This window comes from Photobacterium kagoshimensis (assembly GCF_050337045.1).
Lineage (GTDB): Bacteria > Pseudomonadota > Gammaproteobacteria > Enterobacterales > Vibrionaceae > Photobacterium > Photobacterium kagoshimensis.
In genome coordinates this window covers 1-16,661 of sequence record NZ_JAKJSO010000026.1, presented here as the reverse complement: position 1 = coordinate 16,661, position 16,661 = coordinate 1, and the positions used below count along the sequence as shown (strand labels likewise).

18 protein-coding genes are annotated in these 16,661 nt (G+C 47.1%); 10 read left to right on the top strand and 8 right to left on the bottom strand.

Annotated features, from left to right (window positions below; genetic code table 11):
• The first annotated feature begins 51 nt into the window (after positions 1-51).
• Together L4C35_RS20845 and trhA are read left to right on the top strand one after the other, a co-directional pair.
• Positions 52-840 (top strand): sporulation protein, encoded by a 789-nt coding sequence (locus L4C35_RS20845; protein ID WP_428464703.1) that lies wholly within the window; start codon positions 52-54, stop codon positions 838-840.
• Between the two features lie 133 nt (positions 841-973).
• A complete protein-coding gene (gene trhA / locus L4C35_RS20840) occupies positions 974-1,627 on the top strand; it encodes a PAQR family membrane homeostasis protein TrhA (RefSeq protein WP_428464702.1) in 654 nt (217 codons plus the stop codon).
• A 107-nt stretch (positions 1,628-1,734) separates the two neighbouring features.
• Here the strand turns inward: trhA and L4C35_RS20835 are convergent, their stop codons facing one another.
• The 5 genes from L4C35_RS20835 to def all read right to left on the bottom strand — a co-directional run bounded on the left by L4C35_RS20835 (position 1,735) and on the right by def (position 7,577).
• Positions 1,735-3,180: a TrkH family potassium uptake protein gene (locus L4C35_RS20835; RefSeq protein ID WP_428464701.1), complete on the bottom strand. Its 1,446-nt coding sequence runs from the start codon at positions 3,178-3,180 to the stop codon at positions 1,735-1,737.
• A 6-nt stretch (positions 3,181-3,186) separates the two neighbouring features.
• The gene (trkA, locus tag L4C35_RS20830) at positions 3,187-4,593 is read right to left on the bottom strand and encodes a Trk system potassium transporter TrkA (RefSeq protein ID WP_428464751.1); all 1,407 of its coding nucleotides are present in this window, start codon (positions 4,591-4,593) and stop codon (positions 3,187-3,189) included.
• A gap of 111 nt (positions 4,594-4,704) precedes the next feature.
• The gene (gene rsmB / locus L4C35_RS20825; protein ID WP_428464700.1) at positions 4,705-5,982 is read right to left on the bottom strand and encodes a 16S rRNA (cytosine(967)-C(5))-methyltransferase RsmB; all 1,278 of its coding nucleotides are present in this window, start codon (positions 5,980-5,982) and stop codon (positions 4,705-4,707) included.
• A gap of 114 nt (positions 5,983-6,096) precedes the next feature.
• Complete coding sequence (gene fmt / locus L4C35_RS20820) at positions 6,097-7,041, bottom strand: methionyl-tRNA formyltransferase (RefSeq protein ID WP_428464699.1); 945 nt, start codon at positions 7,039-7,041, stop codon at positions 6,097-6,099.
• A gap of 23 nt (positions 7,042-7,064) precedes the next feature.
• Positions 7,065-7,577, bottom strand: a complete 513-nt coding sequence (gene def, locus L4C35_RS20815) for a peptide deformylase (RefSeq protein WP_428464698.1) — start codon at positions 7,575-7,577, stop codon at positions 7,065-7,067.
• A gap of 329 nt (positions 7,578-7,906) precedes the next feature.
• On the opposite strand from def, the gene L4C35_RS20810 reads away from it, so the two are divergent.
• The 4 genes from L4C35_RS20810 to L4C35_RS20795 are packed head-to-tail and all read left to right on the top strand — an operon-like array spanning position 7,907 to position 11,151.
• Positions 7,907-8,980 (top strand): LysM peptidoglycan-binding domain-containing protein, encoded by a 1,074-nt coding sequence (locus tag L4C35_RS20810; RefSeq protein ID WP_428464697.1) that lies wholly within the window; start codon positions 7,907-7,909, stop codon positions 8,978-8,980.
• A complete protein-coding gene (gene dprA / locus L4C35_RS20805; protein ID WP_428464696.1) occupies positions 8,977-10,077 on the top strand; it encodes a DNA-processing protein DprA in 1,101 nt (366 codons plus the stop codon). The genes L4C35_RS20810 and dprA overlap by 4 nt, the downstream gene beginning before the upstream one ends.
• Entirely contained in the window at positions 10,074-10,547 is a 474-nt protein-coding gene (locus L4C35_RS20800; protein ID WP_428464695.1) for a DUF494 family protein, read from the top strand. The genes dprA and L4C35_RS20800 overlap by 4 nt, the downstream gene beginning before the upstream one ends.
• 25 nt (positions 10,548-10,572) lie before the next feature.
• Positions 10,573-11,151 carry a DNA topoisomerase family protein gene (locus L4C35_RS20795; protein WP_428464694.1) on the top strand — a complete coding sequence of 193 codons (579 nt, stop codon included), beginning with the start codon at positions 10,573-10,575 and terminating at the stop codon, positions 11,149-11,151.
• 71 nt (positions 11,152-11,222) lie between these two features.
• On the opposite strand, the gene L4C35_RS20790 is transcribed toward L4C35_RS20795, so the two are convergent.
• Positions 11,223-12,335: a 5-(carboxyamino)imidazole ribonucleotide synthase gene (locus L4C35_RS20790; protein ID WP_428464693.1), complete on the bottom strand. Its 1,113-nt coding sequence runs from the start codon at positions 12,333-12,335 to the stop codon at positions 11,223-11,225.
• Positions 12,336-12,339: 4 nt separating this feature from the next.
• Complete coding sequence (purE, locus tag L4C35_RS20785) at positions 12,340-12,825, bottom strand: 5-(carboxyamino)imidazole ribonucleotide mutase (RefSeq protein WP_094958741.1); 486 nt, start codon at positions 12,823-12,825, stop codon at positions 12,340-12,342.
• A gap of 197 nt (positions 12,826-13,022) precedes the next feature.
• Here purE and tsaC point away from each other — a divergent pair, with 197 nt between their 5' ends.
• From tsaC to L4C35_RS20765, 4 genes are all read left to right on the top strand, one after another.
• A complete protein-coding gene (tsaC, locus tag L4C35_RS20780; protein WP_428464692.1) occupies positions 13,023-13,580 on the top strand; it encodes an L-threonylcarbamoyladenylate synthase type 1 TsaC in 558 nt (185 codons plus the stop codon).
• A 5-nt stretch (positions 13,581-13,585) separates the two neighbouring features.
• Positions 13,586-14,491 (top strand): oxygen-dependent coproporphyrinogen oxidase, encoded by a 906-nt coding sequence (gene hemF / locus L4C35_RS20775; RefSeq protein ID WP_428464691.1) that lies wholly within the window; start codon positions 13,586-13,588, stop codon positions 14,489-14,491.
• 75 nt (positions 14,492-14,566) lie between these two features.
• Entirely contained in the window at positions 14,567-15,388 is an 822-nt protein-coding gene (aroE, locus tag L4C35_RS20770; protein WP_428464690.1) for a shikimate dehydrogenase, read from the top strand.
• 16 nt (positions 15,389-15,404) lie between these two features.
• Positions 15,405-15,668 carry a DUF1488 family protein gene (locus L4C35_RS20765; protein ID WP_428464689.1) on the top strand — a complete coding sequence of 88 codons (264 nt, stop codon included), beginning with the start codon at positions 15,405-15,407 and terminating at the stop codon, positions 15,666-15,668.
• On the opposite strand, the gene L4C35_RS20760 is transcribed toward L4C35_RS20765, so the two are convergent.
• Positions 15,658-16,203: a gamma carbonic anhydrase family protein gene (locus L4C35_RS20760; protein ID WP_428464688.1), complete on the bottom strand. Its 546-nt coding sequence runs from the start codon at positions 16,201-16,203 to the stop codon at positions 15,658-15,660. The two genes, L4C35_RS20765 and L4C35_RS20760, sit on opposite strands and share 11 nt — an antisense overlap.
• Positions 16,204-16,661 lie beyond the last annotated feature (458 nt).

Sequence of the window (16,661 nt, the reverse complement as noted above, 5' to 3'; positions counted from 1 at the left end):
ATAGAGCGGCTCCTTTTTTGCCCGTATCGATGCAATGCGCAAGGAGGATGCATGTCTTTATTTCGTAAGAGTCTCGCCAGCGTCGGTATTGGCGCCGCCAAAGTTGATACGATTCTACCTCAGGATGTTTTGATCCCAGGTCAGCCTCTGCCCATCGAGATCCGCGTACAAGGCGGGGCGATCGAGCAGCAAATTGATAATATTCATTTGGCACTTTGCTGTCGCTACCTTGATGAGGTTACAACTGGGCGGGGAGACAGTGATCAGCGCAAAGAAAAAATACCGCAAACGTGCAAGCTGGCTGAATGGTCTTTGCCTGAAGCTTTTGTGATTGAAGCGCAAGAGGAACGTCAATTTACTTTTACTCTCGACCTGCCGTTTAATACTCCAGTGACGATTGGCGATGCCCAAGTATGGCTTGATACTTCGTTAGATATTGCCTTGGCGGTGGATCCGAAAGATAAAGACACCCTGACAGTTCGCCCTGAGCCGTTAATGGATGGAGTGTTCACCGCGTTAGAGCAAGTGGGGTTACGTATCCGTCAGGTTGAGTGCGAAGCGGCAACCGGTTTTGCCCTGCCTTTTGTACAAGAGTTTGAATTTGTGCCGGTCTCTGGGCCATTCCATGGCCGCTGGCGTGAATTGGAAGTGGTTGCTTATCGCGATGAGCAAGGGTTGCAATTGTGGTTCGAAGTGGATCGCCGCTTGAAAGGTGTCTCTGGCATGTTGGCCAGTTTTATTGGTCGTGGTGAGTTGAAGCGTGAACTACAAATCAGTGCAGATTGCTCGCCAGAAGCTGCGGGTGAACAAGTCGTGGCTTTCCTTGATGAGACTACCTAATTGTAATGACAGGGGGGGAGCGAAAGAGGTGGCAGTAAAAATAACGATTAATTTAATTTCAGCGTACAAGTGTACGCTAAGTTATGCGATACTGCTCCTAAGCTGAGCTTTAACTCTATTAGGAGCGATAACAATGAACAAAAGTGCCGGGCCACAATATTCGGTAGCGGAAGAGATTGCCAACAGTGTGAGCCATGGCCTTGGCATGCTATTTGGTATCGTAGGGTTAGCCTTATTGCTAGTACAGGCCAATAACCTCAATGCTGACAGCATGAGTATTGCAAGTTTAAGCGTTTATGGCGGTAGTATGATATTGCTGTATTTGGCGTCGACTTTGTATCATGCGATCACCCTCGAAAAAGCCAAGCGGGTCCTTAAAACGCTGGATCACTGTGCGATTTATTTATTGATCGCGGGCACTTATACCCCCTTTTTGTTGATCACTTTGCGTACCCCACTTGCCATGACATTGATGGCGGTGATTTGGGGATTAGCACTGCTGGGTATCGCCCTTAAAATTGTCTTCGTATACCGTTTTAAAAAGCTATCTCTGGCCACCTATTTAGTGATGGGATGGTTAGCTCTGATTGCGGTATATCAATTGTCGCTTTCTTTAGCGACTGGTGGTTTAGTGCTATTGGGGCTGGGTGGTGTGATTTACTCGCTAGGTGTGGTGTTCTACGTCAATAAGCGAATCCCGTACAATCATGCAATTTGGCATTTGTTTGTCTTAGGCGGCACCATCTGTCATTTCTTCGCGATCTATTTATACGTGAAGCCTATTTGATGAGTGGCAACTTGATTGCGTGAAGGTTTGAGCAAACAATAAAAAACGGCGCTGATGAGCGCCGTTTTGGTATCTGAAACTTGGTTATTCTCAGGTACGGTGTGGGATTAGTCTCGCCAAAAAGCGGGGAAAAATACCACCAGTACTGTCAATATCTCCAAACGGCCCATTAACATGCCTAAGCTCAGCACCCATTTTGCCGCATCGGGTAAGGTCGCAAAATTACCCGTAGGCCCGATAATATTCCCCATTCCTGGTCCTACGTTTGCAACGGCTGTAACTGCCCCTGTAACACTGGTGACTGGGTCTAATCCCAACATCCCTAGAATAGCGGCCACCACCACAATTGTGATGATGAAGGTCAGGGCAAATGCCACCACTGAACGGACGATACCGTCGGTAACCGGGCGGCCGTTATAGCGCTGGATAAAGACACCTGAAGGGTGGATCAGTTGCATCATTTGCTTACGTAATAAGGCAAACGCGACTTGGAAGCGAAAGATTTTGATCCCGCCCGCAGTAGAGCCTGAACAGCCGCCCACCAACATAATGAAAGCAAACACTATCGCAGGGAAAGGACCCCAGTTGGTGAAGTCATCGAGGCCAAAACCTGTGGTGGTGACTACCGAAATGATGTTGAACAGCGAGACTCTAAACGCATCAATAAAGGCGTAATCTTTATCGAACGTGAGCCATAGTGCCACTAATAACCCAGTTGTCAGCACTAACAGGGTAAAGCCTCGTACTTGCGCATCGTTAAATAACGCGGTCGCGCTTTTCTTTCTTAGCATCTGTACAAACAGCAAGAAAGGTAAACCACCGGCAAACATAAAGATAATGGCAACCCAATGTGCTGCATTGGAGAAGTGGTTCATTGAACCATCAGAGGTGGAATAGCCCCCTGTTGAGAGTGTGGTGAAGGCATGGTTAATGGCATCAAAAGTATTCATGCCAGCCAACATATAACCGACCACACACAGACCTGTTAAGATCAAATACACATTGACGATATTTTTGGCGACACTTTTGGTTCGTGGCGAGCTTTTATCTGACCAATCTGATGATTCCGTTTGGAACAGCCGCATCCCCCCGACATTGAGCATCGGCAAGATGGCCACCCCCATGACGATGAAGCCGACGCCGCCGAGCCATTGTAGGGTGGAACGCCATAGCAAAATACTGGGCGCCATATCATCAAGGCCACTGAGTACTGTTGAACCCGTGGTGGTGATCCCTGACATGGTTTCGAAATAGGCATCGGTAAAGCTGATATGGTTGATGAACACAAAAGGCAGTGCCGCAAAGGCACTGGCAATGGTCCACACCAAAGTGGTGATCAAGAACATGTCGCGTACCCCGAGTTTAAAATCGTTGGTACGGCCAAAAGTGAGGCATAAAAATGCCACAACATGGGTGATGATCACCGCAGTGGCAAAATCAATAAAGCCACCGGTGCCAGTAAAAAACGCCACTAAAGTAGGGACGTACATGAACAGGGCGATCTTTGATAAGACCAACCCAATCACGAATAGGATAGGACGGTAATTAACCATAATATTTTATAAGAAGAACGGACTTGGTTGGAACAGGCGTTCAACGTCTGGGATGTATTTCTTATCAACCAAGAACATCACCACGTGATCGTCTTGCTCAATAACCGTTCGGTCGTGGCCAATCAATACTTCTTCGCCACGCACGATGGCACCTATCGTGGTACCCGGCGGTAGCTTAATATCACTGATGGCACGCCCCACCACTTTGGATGTGCTGGCATCACCGTGTGCTATGGCCTCAATCGCTTCTGCTGCGCCACGACGTAGCGATGAAACATTAACGATATCGGCTTTACGCACATGGGTTAACAAGGCTGAAATGGTGGCTTGTTGTGGTGAAATCGCAATATCAATTGTGCCGCCTTGGACTAAATCAACGTAAGCACCACGCTGAATAAGTACCATGACTTTTTTGGCACCCATGCGTTTGGCAAGCATCGCCGACATGATATTGGCTTCATCGTCATTGGTTACGGCAATAAAGACATCAATTTGTTCGATGTGCTCTTCGCTGAGAAGTTCTTGATCAGAGGCATCGCCACAAAACACGATTGTGTTCTCTAGCATTTCAGATAAGTTTTCAGCACGTTCTGGATTGCGCTCAATCAGCTTCACACTGTAGGTTTGTTCTAATCGACGCGCTAAACCTGCACCAATATTACCCCCACCAACAATCATCAAACGCTTATACGGCTTTTCAAGACGTTGCAATTCACTCATAACAGAGCGGATGTGATTGCTTGCCGCGACAAAGAACACTTCATCATCGGCTTCAATGATGGTGGTGCCTTGTGGGCGAATAGGACGGCCTTGACGGAAAATAGCCGCAACACGGGTATCAACATGCGGCATGTGCTCACGCAGGGCGGATAACGCATTACCGACCAGTGGCCCCCCGTAGTAGGCTTTTACCGCGACCAGGCCGACTTTATCTTCAGCAAAACCCACCACTTGAAGTGCGCCTGGGTACTCAATTAAACGCTCAATATAACCTGTTACCAGTTCTTCTGGTGCAATCAGGTGATCGACCGGTACGGCGTCCGATTGGAACAGTTGTTCTTTTTCTTTCAGGTATTCAGGTGAGCGAATACGTGCAACACGGTTGGGCGTGTTAAATAAAGAGAAGGCAATCTGACAGGCGATCATGTTGGTTTCGTCTGAGTTGGTGACGGCAACCAGCATGTCGGCATCTTGTGCGCCTGCATCGCGTAAGGTTTTAGGGTGACTCGCAAAGCCTTGTACAACACGTAGGTCATACTTATCTTGCAGCTCACGCAGACGCTCAGGGTCTTTATCAACGATGGTGATATCGTTGTTCTCACCCACTAAGTTTTCTGCGAGTGTGCCCCCGACCTGACCGGCTCCGAGGATGATTATCTTCATAGCATTCGCCTGATTACATGTCTCTAATATTGGACGATGGCACGTTAGCGCCTGATTCTAATACGACGTAGCTTACTCCGATTTTACAATCAGGCTAGATTGAAATAGCCTGATTGTTATCGTTTTAGCGTTAAATGTAACTTATTGCTTCTTCAATACTGCGTAGTAGAAGCCATCCATTTGCTCTTCGCCGGGTAGGATTTGACGGCCTGGATTGGTCGGATCGCTATCCATTAAGGTGGCATCAGCAGTACGACCTAAGAAGGCTTTAACTTGTTCGCTGTTTTCTTGCGGTGTGATTGAACACGTTGCGTAGACTAAGGTACCGCCCGACTTGAGCTGTAGCCACATAGCATCAAAAATTTCAGCTTGAAGCTCGGCTAATGCCGCAATATCGTCTGCACGGCGTAGCCATTTGATGTCTGGGTGGCGGCGAATAACCCCTGTTGCTGAACAAGGCGCATCTAGCAAAATGCGATCAAATTTTTCACCTTGCCACCAATCACTTGGGTAACGCGCATCGGCGCATAGCACTTGCGCGGTAAGGTTCAAGCGCTCAAGGTTTTCGTGTACTCGAGATAGACGGTGTTCATCACAGTCAATCGCAACTACTTGGGTATCGGGTTGGCGTTCCATGATGTGGGCTGTTTTACCACCAGGTGCGGCGCAGCAATCAAGGATCAGTTCGCCAGATTGTGGCTGTAAGTATTCAACCGCTAATTGTGCCGCAGCATCTTGAACCGATACCCAACCTTCGGCAAATCCCGGTAGTTGAGTCACATCGCATGGTTTTAATAGGCGTAGGGCATCGCCTGCCTGAGGGTGCAATTCTGTCGCAATCCCTTCATTGTCTAGCAAGGTGCGGTATGCATCACGGGTGTGGTGCTGACGGTTGACACGCAGCCACATTGGCGCTTTGGTATTATTGGCTTCAACAATCGCTTCCAGTTGCTCTGGGTAGCTACTTTTAAGCAGTTTTAGTAACCAGCTCGGGTGGCCGTAACGACCGGCATCATGGCTGATTGATTGCTCATCGAGCGTTTCTTGCTGACGCTGGTAATTACGTAAAATGGCATTAATCAAACCGCGAAGCTGTGGTTTTTTAAGGTTTTTGGTGGCATCAACCGTTTCGGCAACAGCAGCATGCGCGGGGATACGCATATGACCCAATTGGTACAAACCCACGAGAATAAGATGGTGGAAAACCCGTTGTTTGCCTTTTAATGGTTTGTCCATCAGGTGATTGGTGATCGACTCTAAACGCGGAAGCCAGCGTAGTACGCCATAACAAATTTCCTGCAATAGCGCTTGGTCTCGCTCTCTGACATCTTGTTGAGCAGCAGGGAGTACGTTGGAAAGGGATTGGCCCTGATCAACAACCTGATAGATAACTTTGGCTGCAGCGGCTCTTACATTCATGCGGATTTTCCTGAAATTCTTTGTAACCTTAATACCATGGGGCATTAAGCGATAATGTTGCGTTTTTTCTAGCGCAGTAGAAAAGAAAAGCCAGTGCAAGCACTGGCTTTAGCATTACAAAACGGTGCCGGGTTCAAACCATTCACGGCGAGAGTTCAGCAAATCTTGGCTTTGCATCGCTTTCTTACCGGGAGGTTGTAGTTCAATTAGGCGTAATGCGCCTTTACCGGTTGCAACCACAATACCGTGCTTGTCAGCTGACAGGATAGTACCTGCTGCTTGGCCTTGGTTATCGGCTTCAACGGCGCTGCGCCACACTTTAATATTTTGCTCAGCGACCGTGAAGTAGCTCATTGGCCATGGGTTGAATGCACGAACGCATCGTTCAATCGCTTCGGCATCCATGGTCCAATCAATTTTAGCTTCTTCTTTGCTGAGCTTTTTCGCGTAGTTGGCCAGCTCATCATCTTGCTTCACTGGCACAGCATCGCCTGCTGCAATATCGCTCAGGCAGTTAATTAAGGCATCGGGGCCCAGTTCAGCCAGTTTGTTGTACATGGTCGCGCTAGTATCTGTCGACTCAATCGGCAGCGTGGCAATTTTCAGCATGTCACCGGTATCTAGGCCAATATCCATCTGCATGATGGTGACACCGGTTTCGGCATCGCCCGCCCAGATAGAACGTTGAATGGGTGCAGCGCCACGCCAGCGCGGTAAAATTGAACCATGAACATTGATACAGCCCAATTTCGGGGTATCCAATACTGCTTGGGGTAATAACAAGCCGTATGCCACTACTACCATCAAATCAGCATCAAGATCAGTCAGTGCTTGTTTCGCTTCCTCTGACTTGAAATTCTCGGGTTGGTAAACGGGAATGCTATGTTCAAGTGCCAGTGCTTTAACTGGGCTCGCCGTGAGTTTTTTACCACGACCGGCAGGACGGTCTGGTTGAGTGTAAACGGCAATAACTTCATGCTGTGAAGACAACAACGCCGCCAAGTGACGGGCGGCGAAGTCTGGCGTACCAGCAAAAACGATTTTCAAAGGTTTGCTCAAGGTAGCGTCCTTAAAGGTTTGGCTTATTGGGTCTTTTCGTTGAAACGTTTGATTTTCGCTAGCTTGTCTTGAATGCGCTTACGTTTCAGTGGCGATAGGTAATCGACGAAAAGTTTACCCGCTAAGTGGTCGAGTTCGTGCTGAACACAAATCGCAAGTAGGTCATCAGCTTCAAACGAGAATGGGTTACCATCACGATCGAGTGCTTTTACTGATACTTCAGCGGCACGAGACACTAATGCCCGTGCGCCTGGAACAGACAGACAACCCTCTTCGATGCCATCTTCACCGCGTTTTTCGGTGATTTCTGGGTTAATCAGTACCATAGGCTGATTGCGTTCTTCAGAGATATCAATCACTACGATTTGTTGATGAATATCAACTTGCGTAGCCGCAAGGCCGATACCTTCTTCGTCGTACATGGTTTCAATCATGTCATCGACAATTTTTTGGATCTCTGGGGTAACAGCTTCAACAGGCTTAGCTACGGTGCGTAGGCGATCATCTGGGAATGTTAATACTTGCAATAAAGACATAGGTACTCGAAAAATGAACAGTGCCAAAAATTAATTTGTTCTAATTCTAGTCATTTTAATGATCAAATAACAGCATCGGTGATGAATGTTCAATATCAGAGGCTAGCTGTAAAGTTCAGTAAACAGTTTTCGGCAAGTTCAACAACCTTGATGTGTGCGGCTGCAAAGCCGAAATTGAAAGCGTGAGGTCAGCCGAAAAGCGATAGCTCGTTAGAGTATGGCGATAGACACTGGGCCTCTGCCACTGTCACGCTGGGCGATATCTATAGACAAACAGCTACAGTAACAGCTAACCAGAATATGGATCTGTGTAGTGCAAGGATAGCGTCATGAAGCCCCTCTCTTTTCTTTTTTCATGTGTACTTACCGTCGCGGTATGTATTCAGCCGAGCTTGGCGAGCAACAACAGTAATAGCCTCGTATTGAATGAAAACATCCCGAATGTTTACACCGTTAAGAAAGGGGATACTTTGTGGGATATTTCAAACCATTTCCTTGCAACGCCTTGGCTATGGCCTAAATTATGGCAAGCGAACCCTGAAATTGAAAATCCACACCTTATATACCCTGGTGACAAGCTGTATTTAGTGTGGGTCGATGGTCAGCCGCGTTTGCAGCGTAAGCCGTCGAAGGTCATTAAACTATCACCGACGATTAAAGTCACGCGTTCACCGATCACAACACTCCAGTCCTCTTTAGTGCTGCCATATTTAGTTGAACATCGTTTGTTATCTGATGAGGCACTTGCGAAAGCACCACGCGTATTGGGCAGTGATGATCAGCGCAAACAGCTTTCGGCTGGCGATGTCGTTTGGGCTGATACCCTGCTACCTGTTGGGGAAGCGTGGTGGGTATACCGCCCGATTGAAACTTATAGCCGTCAAGGCAGCAAAAGCGTCACAGTATTAAAGGAAGTCGCGAAATTAACTGTCTTGGCTCAGCAAGATGAAACCAGCACTTTGGCATTGCAATCATACCGCCAAGAAATAAACCTTAATGATGTGCTATTACCCGCCCCTGCGCTTGGAGCGAGTGCGGATTTACACTTTTCACCGGCCAATCCTCCGACGGATATTGCAGCTCAAGTCATGGGGGCAATTGGTGGGCAGTCGTACATTGCCACGTCGGAAGTGGTGGTGCTGGATAAAGGGCATTTAGACGCATTACAAGCAGGACATGTTTTGCAGTTGTATCATCCAGCGACAGAGGTTGAAGGCAGCAAGGGCAGCTATCAATACAAACAATCACCGTATGTCGGTAAGCAATTTCAGTTAGCCCCTAGAGGGATTGGTGAAGTCATGGTGATCCGCGCTTATGATGCATTTAGCCTCGCGGTTGTATTACGTAGTACCGAGCCTTTCAGTGCTGGTGTGTCGGCGCGATCGCCTCAACTGACACAATGAATCAGTTGGAAGACTGGCTTGCACTCACCGCGATCCCTCAGATTGGAGGGGTAAAGGCCAGTCGTTTATTGCAGCACGGCACACCAACACAGCTACGAACCATGTCGACCGAGCAGCTAACTTCATTGGGGTTATCACTCTCGCAGATAGCCCTGTTTCGTGAACCTAATCAAGCCCGCATTGATCGCTGCCTAATGTGGGCAGAGCAAGCCGACAATACTATTCTAACGCTAGATTCTCCTGCCTACCCTGCTCTACTGAAACAAATTGCCGCGCCGCCCCCTGTGTTGTTTGTGTGCGGGCAAGTGGAATATTTAAGTGCGCCACAATTGGCAATTGTTGGCAGTCGTTCGGCCAGCATTGATGGGCGTGAGTCTGCTTATGATTTTGCTGGCGCGTTAGTGACAGCTGATTATGTGGTAACCAGTGGATTGGCATTAGGCGTTGATGGTCAAGCACACAATGGTGCATTAAAGCATGGTGGCGCGACGGTTGCGGTACTCGGTTCGGGGTTATCGCAAGTTTACCCTGCCCGCCATCGTGATTTAGCCGCTAAGATAAAAGAGCAAGGGGCATTGGTTTCAGAGTTTTGGCCAGACGAAAAACCACGCCCGCAAAACTTTCCAAGACGTAACCGAGTGATCAGTGGCTTGTCGGTCGGCGTACTAGTGATAGAAGCTGCCGAAAAGAGTGGCTCACTCATTACGGCACGTTACGCGGTAGAGCAAGGACGGGATGTATTTGCTCTGCCTGGTTCAATTCGTCACCCCGAAAGTCGAGGCTGTAACGCATTAATAAAATCGGGTGCTAAATTAGTAGAAACCCCGGTCGATATCTTTGAGGAGGTAGGTGCACTGACAGAGTGCGCAATAAATAGTCAATTAAGCCAAACTCTGCCACAGGGTGAAGATCAGCAATTGCCATTTCCAGCCTTGTTGGCTACCGTAGGCAATGAAGCAACACCCGTAGATGTGGTTGCTGAACGTAGTGAACAACCCGTACACGAAGTAATGATGCAATTAGTAGAGCTAGAATTACTTGGGTTTGTTACCTCAGTACCCGGTGGCTATATCAAAACGAGGAGGGGCAAGTCATGATGGATATCTTAATGTACCTGTTTGAAACCTATATACACAGCGATGCTGAGCTGTTGGTTGATCAGGAAGAACTATCCGATGAGCTACTTCGAGCGGGCTTTCATCAAGAAGATATTTACAAAGCGCTTTCTTGGTTAGAAAAGCTGGCTGCGCTACAAGAAACGGAACAACATCCGTACATGAATACCAGTGCGGTGACATCGATTCGGATTTATACCCCACAAGAAATGGCTCGACTTGATGTCGCTTGTCGTGGCTTTTTAATTTATTTAGAGCAAATTCATGTATTGAGTGCTGATACTCGCGAGATGGTGATCGATCGCGTCATGGAGCTCGAAACCAACGAATTTATCTTAGATGATCTTCAATGGATTATTCTGATGGTGCTATTTAATGCACCGGGTAATGAAAGTGCATACAGTCAGATGGAAGAGCTACTGTATGGCATGGAAGATGGCTACATTCATTAATCAGTTAACGGCAGTATAAATCACCATGTCAGGTAGAATTGACCAAGAACTTTTTGCTGCTCACGAACAAGCGTTGGAGCACCAAGCTTGCCCTGAATGCGGCAGTGAATTAACCATGCGCTTTGGTAAGCGAGGGCCATTTTTGGGCTGTAGCCAATACCCAAGCTGTGAGTTTATTCAGCCACTTCACCAAAATGATGGGCATATCGTTAAGCATTTAGGCAAGCCTTGTCCTGAGTGTAGCGACGAGTTGGTATTACGCCAAGGTCGCTATGGCATGTTCATCGGTTGTTTGAATTACCCGACCTGCCATCATATCGAACCGTTAGAGAAAAAAGCAGAAGACACCCATATCGCCTGCCCGAGTTGTGGTAAAGGGCATTTGCTTGAGCGTAAATCACGTTATGGCAAAATGTTCTTTGCCTGTGACCAGTATCCGACATGTCGCTTTGCTGTGAATAATAAGCCAGTGAGTGGCAGCTGTCAGTCTTGTGGCTATGGCTTGCTGATTGAGAAGAAGTTGGCGAGTGGGATTAAATTGCAGTGTGCTGATAGAAAGTGCCACGCGTATCAGGATGCTGTTGAGCCAGAGCAAAACGAATAAGCTATTCGATAGTATCGAAACAAAAGCCAGCATTATGCTGGCTTTTGTGGTTTTAGGGCGAGAAAAACACTTTAGCGCTTGAGGGCTGGAAATGCGTCGCTATCCAGTTGTTGGCTGAGAGCGTGTAATGCATCCACTAAGGCGTCTGGCGTTGAGGCACACACATTAATATGCCCCATCTTGCGGCCTGCTCGTTTTTCTTTGCCGTACCAGTGCACATGGCAACCAGCTTCAGCGAGGATGCTTTCTGGTAAGGAGTCTTCCCCTAAAATATTGATCATCGCTGTTGGGCGGATCAAAGCTGTGCTACCCAAAGGCAAGCCACAGACTGCGCGTAAATGGTTTTCAAATTGGCATGTTTCAGCACCTTGTTGCGTCCAGTGCCCCGAGTTATGAACGCGAGGGGCAATTTCATTAACCAGTAGCTCGCCATTTAGGTCAAAAAACTCAAGGGCTAACACGCCGACATAATCAAGGCTATCAGCGACAGCGGTAAACATCTGCTTGGCTTGTGCTTGCAGTGCTGCTTCATTAATTGCCGTTGATAGACTTAATACCCCATCTGTATGCACATTTTCCGCGAGCGGGTAGACAGCAACGGAACCATCTTTGCCACGCGCACCAATCAGTGATACTTCACGATTGAACGGGACAAACTCTTCAGCAACAATGGCTTGGGTTGGTGTTGCATTAATGCATAGCGCCATCTCAGCCCAGATAGTATCCATTTGCGCGAGATCTTTTAGTCGCCACTGCCCTTTACCATCGTAACCACCGAGTGCACTTTTTAGTACCATAGGCAGCCCTACGTGCTCAACAGCAGCATCAAAATCAGCACGGGTATTGATAACGTAATATTTAGCATTGCGTACTTTTGCGTTATCGAGCAACGCTTTCTCGATACGGCGATCACCACCGGCTTTAATTGCATCTGTGGTTGGCAGGAATTTTCCACTTTGTTCACAGACATCAAGAATATGGTGCGGGATATGCTCAAATTCTGCTGTAATAACGTCTGCGCGCGCAATAGCAGAGGCTAAGCCTTGGCCGATCACTGCTTGTGTTAGCGGGTGAACAATATTTTCACTTGCCACATCAAAGGCTGAGATTTCTATATTCAGTGGTGCACCCGCTAATGACATCATACGTGCGAGTTGACCTGCGCCTAAAACCAGTACGTGCATGTGATTAGTCCTCAGCTGGATTTGGATTCGCAAGAACGGTTTCAGTTTGTTCACTGCGGAATGCTTCCACTTTAGCCATCACCTCTTCATCGTGCGTGCCAATGATTTGTGCCGCTAAAATCCCTGCGTTTGCCGCGCCTGCTTCACCAATTGCTAATGTGCCTACCGCGATACCTTTTGGCATTTGGACAATTGAGAGCAATGAATCCATGCCTTTTAGTGCTCGAGATTGAACAGGAACCCCTAATACGGGTAGGCTGGTAAATGCGGCCGCCATGCCTGGTAGGTGCGCGGCCCCGCCAGCACCTGCTATGATCACTTTAATCCCACGCTCTTTAGCGCTATTCGCGTAATCTGCTAGCAGTTGAGGAGTACGGTGAGCAGAAACAACTTTCGTTTCATAAGGGACATTGAAGCGGTCAAGCATTTCAGCAGCATGTTGCATGGTTGGCCAGTCAGATTTCGAACCCATGATAATTCCAACTTTCATTCCGATCTCCTGTTGATCACTTAAGACGTCGCTAAGAATACGTGTTGGCCGCATTATACGGTGATTTTTCGATAAGGAAAACGTTTGCGTCGGTGGTTTTACCTCATGTGATTCCATCATGGAGTTGCTCGCCGAGAGTAGGTAAACTAGTAAACAGAAAGTTAAATGATAATCAGCTAAATAATAATGAGGGTGACGTGGAAAATTTTGCGCAAGTGATCACCGCACTGCAACAGGGAGAGGTTATCGCCTATCCAACCGAAGCTGTCTTTGGCGTGGGCTGTGATCCCGACAATGAGCAAGCTGTTATGAAATTGCTTGAGATTAAGCAACGTCCAATCGAAAAAGGTTTGATCTTAATTGCTGCGGATTATGACCAATTGTTGCCTTACATTGATGATAGCCAGTTATCATTTGCTCAACGTCAGCAGATCCAAGCGACATGGCCGGGTCCTGTGACTTGGGTGATGCCAACAAAAGCAACGGTTCCCGCTTACCTTACGGGGCAATTTTCAACGATTGCGGTACGGGTAACCGATCATCCGGTGGTACAACAACTATGTCGTGAATTTGGCAAACCTATCACTTCAACCAGTGCAAACTTGTCGGGGCAAGAACCTGGTCGTACAGCTGCAGAAGTCGAATTACAGCTTGGTCACTGTTTGCCTGCTATTTTACAAGGTGATACAGGTGGCCGTGATAATCCGTCTGAAATTCGTGATGCACTTACAGGTAATGTTTTTCGCCAAGGATAGTCAGCATGCAAACAGTCGATAAAGCTGCGGTTAAAGCCTTTTTACTCGATCTTCAAGATCGTATTTGTCATGCCCTTGAAGCGCAAGATGGTCAGGCTACTTTTGAACAAGACGAGTGGCAGCGTGAACAAGGTGGTGGTGGCCGTAGCCGTGTGATGCGCGGCGGTGCCGTGTTCGAACAAGCTGGTGTCAACTTCTCTCATGTGTTTGGTACTAAAATGCCCGCTTCTGCGACAGCACATCGGCCAGAACTTGCGGGTCGTAGCTTTGAAGCCATGGGGGTTTCTTTAGTTGTTCACCCTAACAACCCTTATGTACCCACTTCTCACGCTAATGTGCGTTTTTTCATTGCAGAAAAGGAAGGAGAGGCACCCGTCTGGTGGTTTGGCGGTGGTTTTGACTTAACGCCATTTTATCCTTTTGATGAAGACTGCCTGCATTGGCATGACACGGCAAAAACCTTATGCCAACCATTTGGCGATGAGGTATATGCTGAACATAAAGCCTGGTGTGATAAATACTTTTATTTACCTCACCGAGATGAAACGCGTGGTGTTGGCGGTTTATTTTTCGATGATCTGAATGAGTGGGGCTTTGAAAAGAGCTTTGCTTATATGAAAGCGGTCGGCAACGGCTATATTAATGCGTACTTACCGATAGTTGATAAACGTCATGCCCTACCCTTTGGTGAGCGTGAGCGAGATTTCCAGTTGTACCGCCGAGGTCGCTATGTCGAATTTAACTTGGTGTATGATCGTGGCACCTTGTTTGGTTTACAAAGTGGCGGCCGTACGGAATCCATTTTAATGTCGATGCCACCATTAGCGCGTTGGGAATATTGTTATCAACCAGAGCCTAATTCAGCAGAAGCAAAGCTATATCAAGAGTATTTAAAACCACGACAGTGGTAAACGAACTGTTTGAGCTTCAACAGATGCAGTGTTAGGGTCGAATTATCGACCCTTACTTATTGGAAGCCTGCCCACATGGATCAGTACGTTGTTTTTGGTAACCCTATTGCTCAAAGTAAATCGCCTTTCATTCATACCTTATTTGCCCGCCAAACAGCTCAAGATATGTCTTACCATGCCGAGCAACCTGAGATAGGTGGTTTCACTGTGGCGGCTGATCGCTTTTTTGCCAAGGGTGGCCGTGGTTGCAATATCACGGCACCATTCAAAGAAGATGCATTCCACTATGCACAACAGCTAACCGAACGTGCGCGATTAGCGGGGGCGGTTAACACACTGAAGAAGCTTGATGATGGTATTATTCTCGGCGACAACACCGATGGTGAAGGTTTAGTACAGGACTTATTACAGCATCAAGTCGCTTTACAAGGAAAGCGTATCCTATTGGTTGGTGCGGGCGGGGCGGCGCGTGGGGTTATTCTGCCTTTATTGGCTCAGCAGCCAGCTGAACTTGTTGTCACCAATCGTACAGAAGCGAAGGCGCAACAATTAGCTGATATTTTTTCTTCGCACGGTAATATTTCTTCGCAAGCGATCGATAAACTTCAAGGCTTTACAGCCGACATCATTATCAACTCGACTTCTGCAGGGCTGTCTGGTCAACTGCCACCTTTACCTAAGAGCCTGATTTCAAGTCAAGTGACTTGCTACGATATGGTTTACAGTGCAAAAACGACCACTTTTAACCAATGGGCAAACGAGTTGGGCGCGCTGCGTACACTTGATGGACTTGGCATGCTAGTGGGACAAGCTGCAGAAAGTTTTATGTTGTGGCGGGGTTTACGGCCTAGTGCGAAACAGGTACAGCGTGAACTGAGAATCCAACTCCAACAATAGTGATATAGAGAACACCATGAACCAAGATATTTTATTTGCCGACATTCAAACCTGGCATGCTGAGCGCCAAGCGATCAGCTTTCCTGCGCAGCAAGCGGGCGCATTGATTGAGTGTTGGGTATCGCTTAGCTGGTTACAGCAACGAACCTCTAATTCATTGGTCAGTGAAGCCGACATTGTTGCTGCTTTTATACATTTACGTTTTGACCTTGAAGAATTAGCAGAAGCGCTCATTGAAGATGAAGACTATGAGCAAGATGGTTCTATCTTTATTGGCTAGCCTCTCGAAGGTATTCATCTTTTAAGCGGACATAATTGTCAGCAGAGATAACTAAGAAGCCACGTTCCTGATCCGTTAAAGGGCGTGCTTTTTTGATTGGGCTACCTATATAAAGGAAGCCACTTTCTAATACCTTGCTTGGTGGTACTAAACTTCCTGCGCCAATGATGATGTCATCAGCAATAATAGCCCCATCTAAAATAATAGATCCCATCCCTACTAAGACCCGATTTCCTATGTGGCAACCATGTAGCATGGCTTTATGCCCGACAGTAACATCGTTGCCAATAATTAAGGGGTGACCTTTGGGGTTATCACTAGTGGCACGGCTGACATGAAGTACAGAACCATCTTGTATATTAGAGCGATCACCAATAACAATATGATTCACGTCACCACGAGCGGCAACCAAAGGCCAAATGCTGGATTCATTACCAAGTGAAATCTCACCGATCATCACGGCAGAAGTATCTATATAGGTATGAAGGCCTAATTTTGGCGCTTTTCCTCTAAAGGTACGCGTAGAGTCTGACATAGAAGTAGCCTGTTTTGATGATAAGAGTGAAAAGAATAGCGCTGAAGTCGTGTGAATTATATCTAAAATAAGGCTTATTGGTCGATAGTTGAGCGCTTAAACATAAATGTCATAATTATCTTAAAAACCCCCTTGCCAATGTGATCGAAGTCTCTATAATACGACCTCACTGACACGGAGCAAGGCGCTTAGCCAGCAACGATAAGTCAGTATGTTCTTTAACAATTTGACCATGCAATCTGTGTGGGCACTCGTGAAATGAATAGTCAAAACTATTCATTGTTACTTTTTAAGTAAGAATGAATTTGGCATCAATGAACTGAGTGACCAATACAAATAACAAGTTTACTTATTATTTGGCACAGTCAATTCGAATATCATGACTAGCTTCTAGTTATCGATATTCAATCAGTATTCATTGAGCCATCAAAAACTTTAAATTGAAGAGTTTGATCATT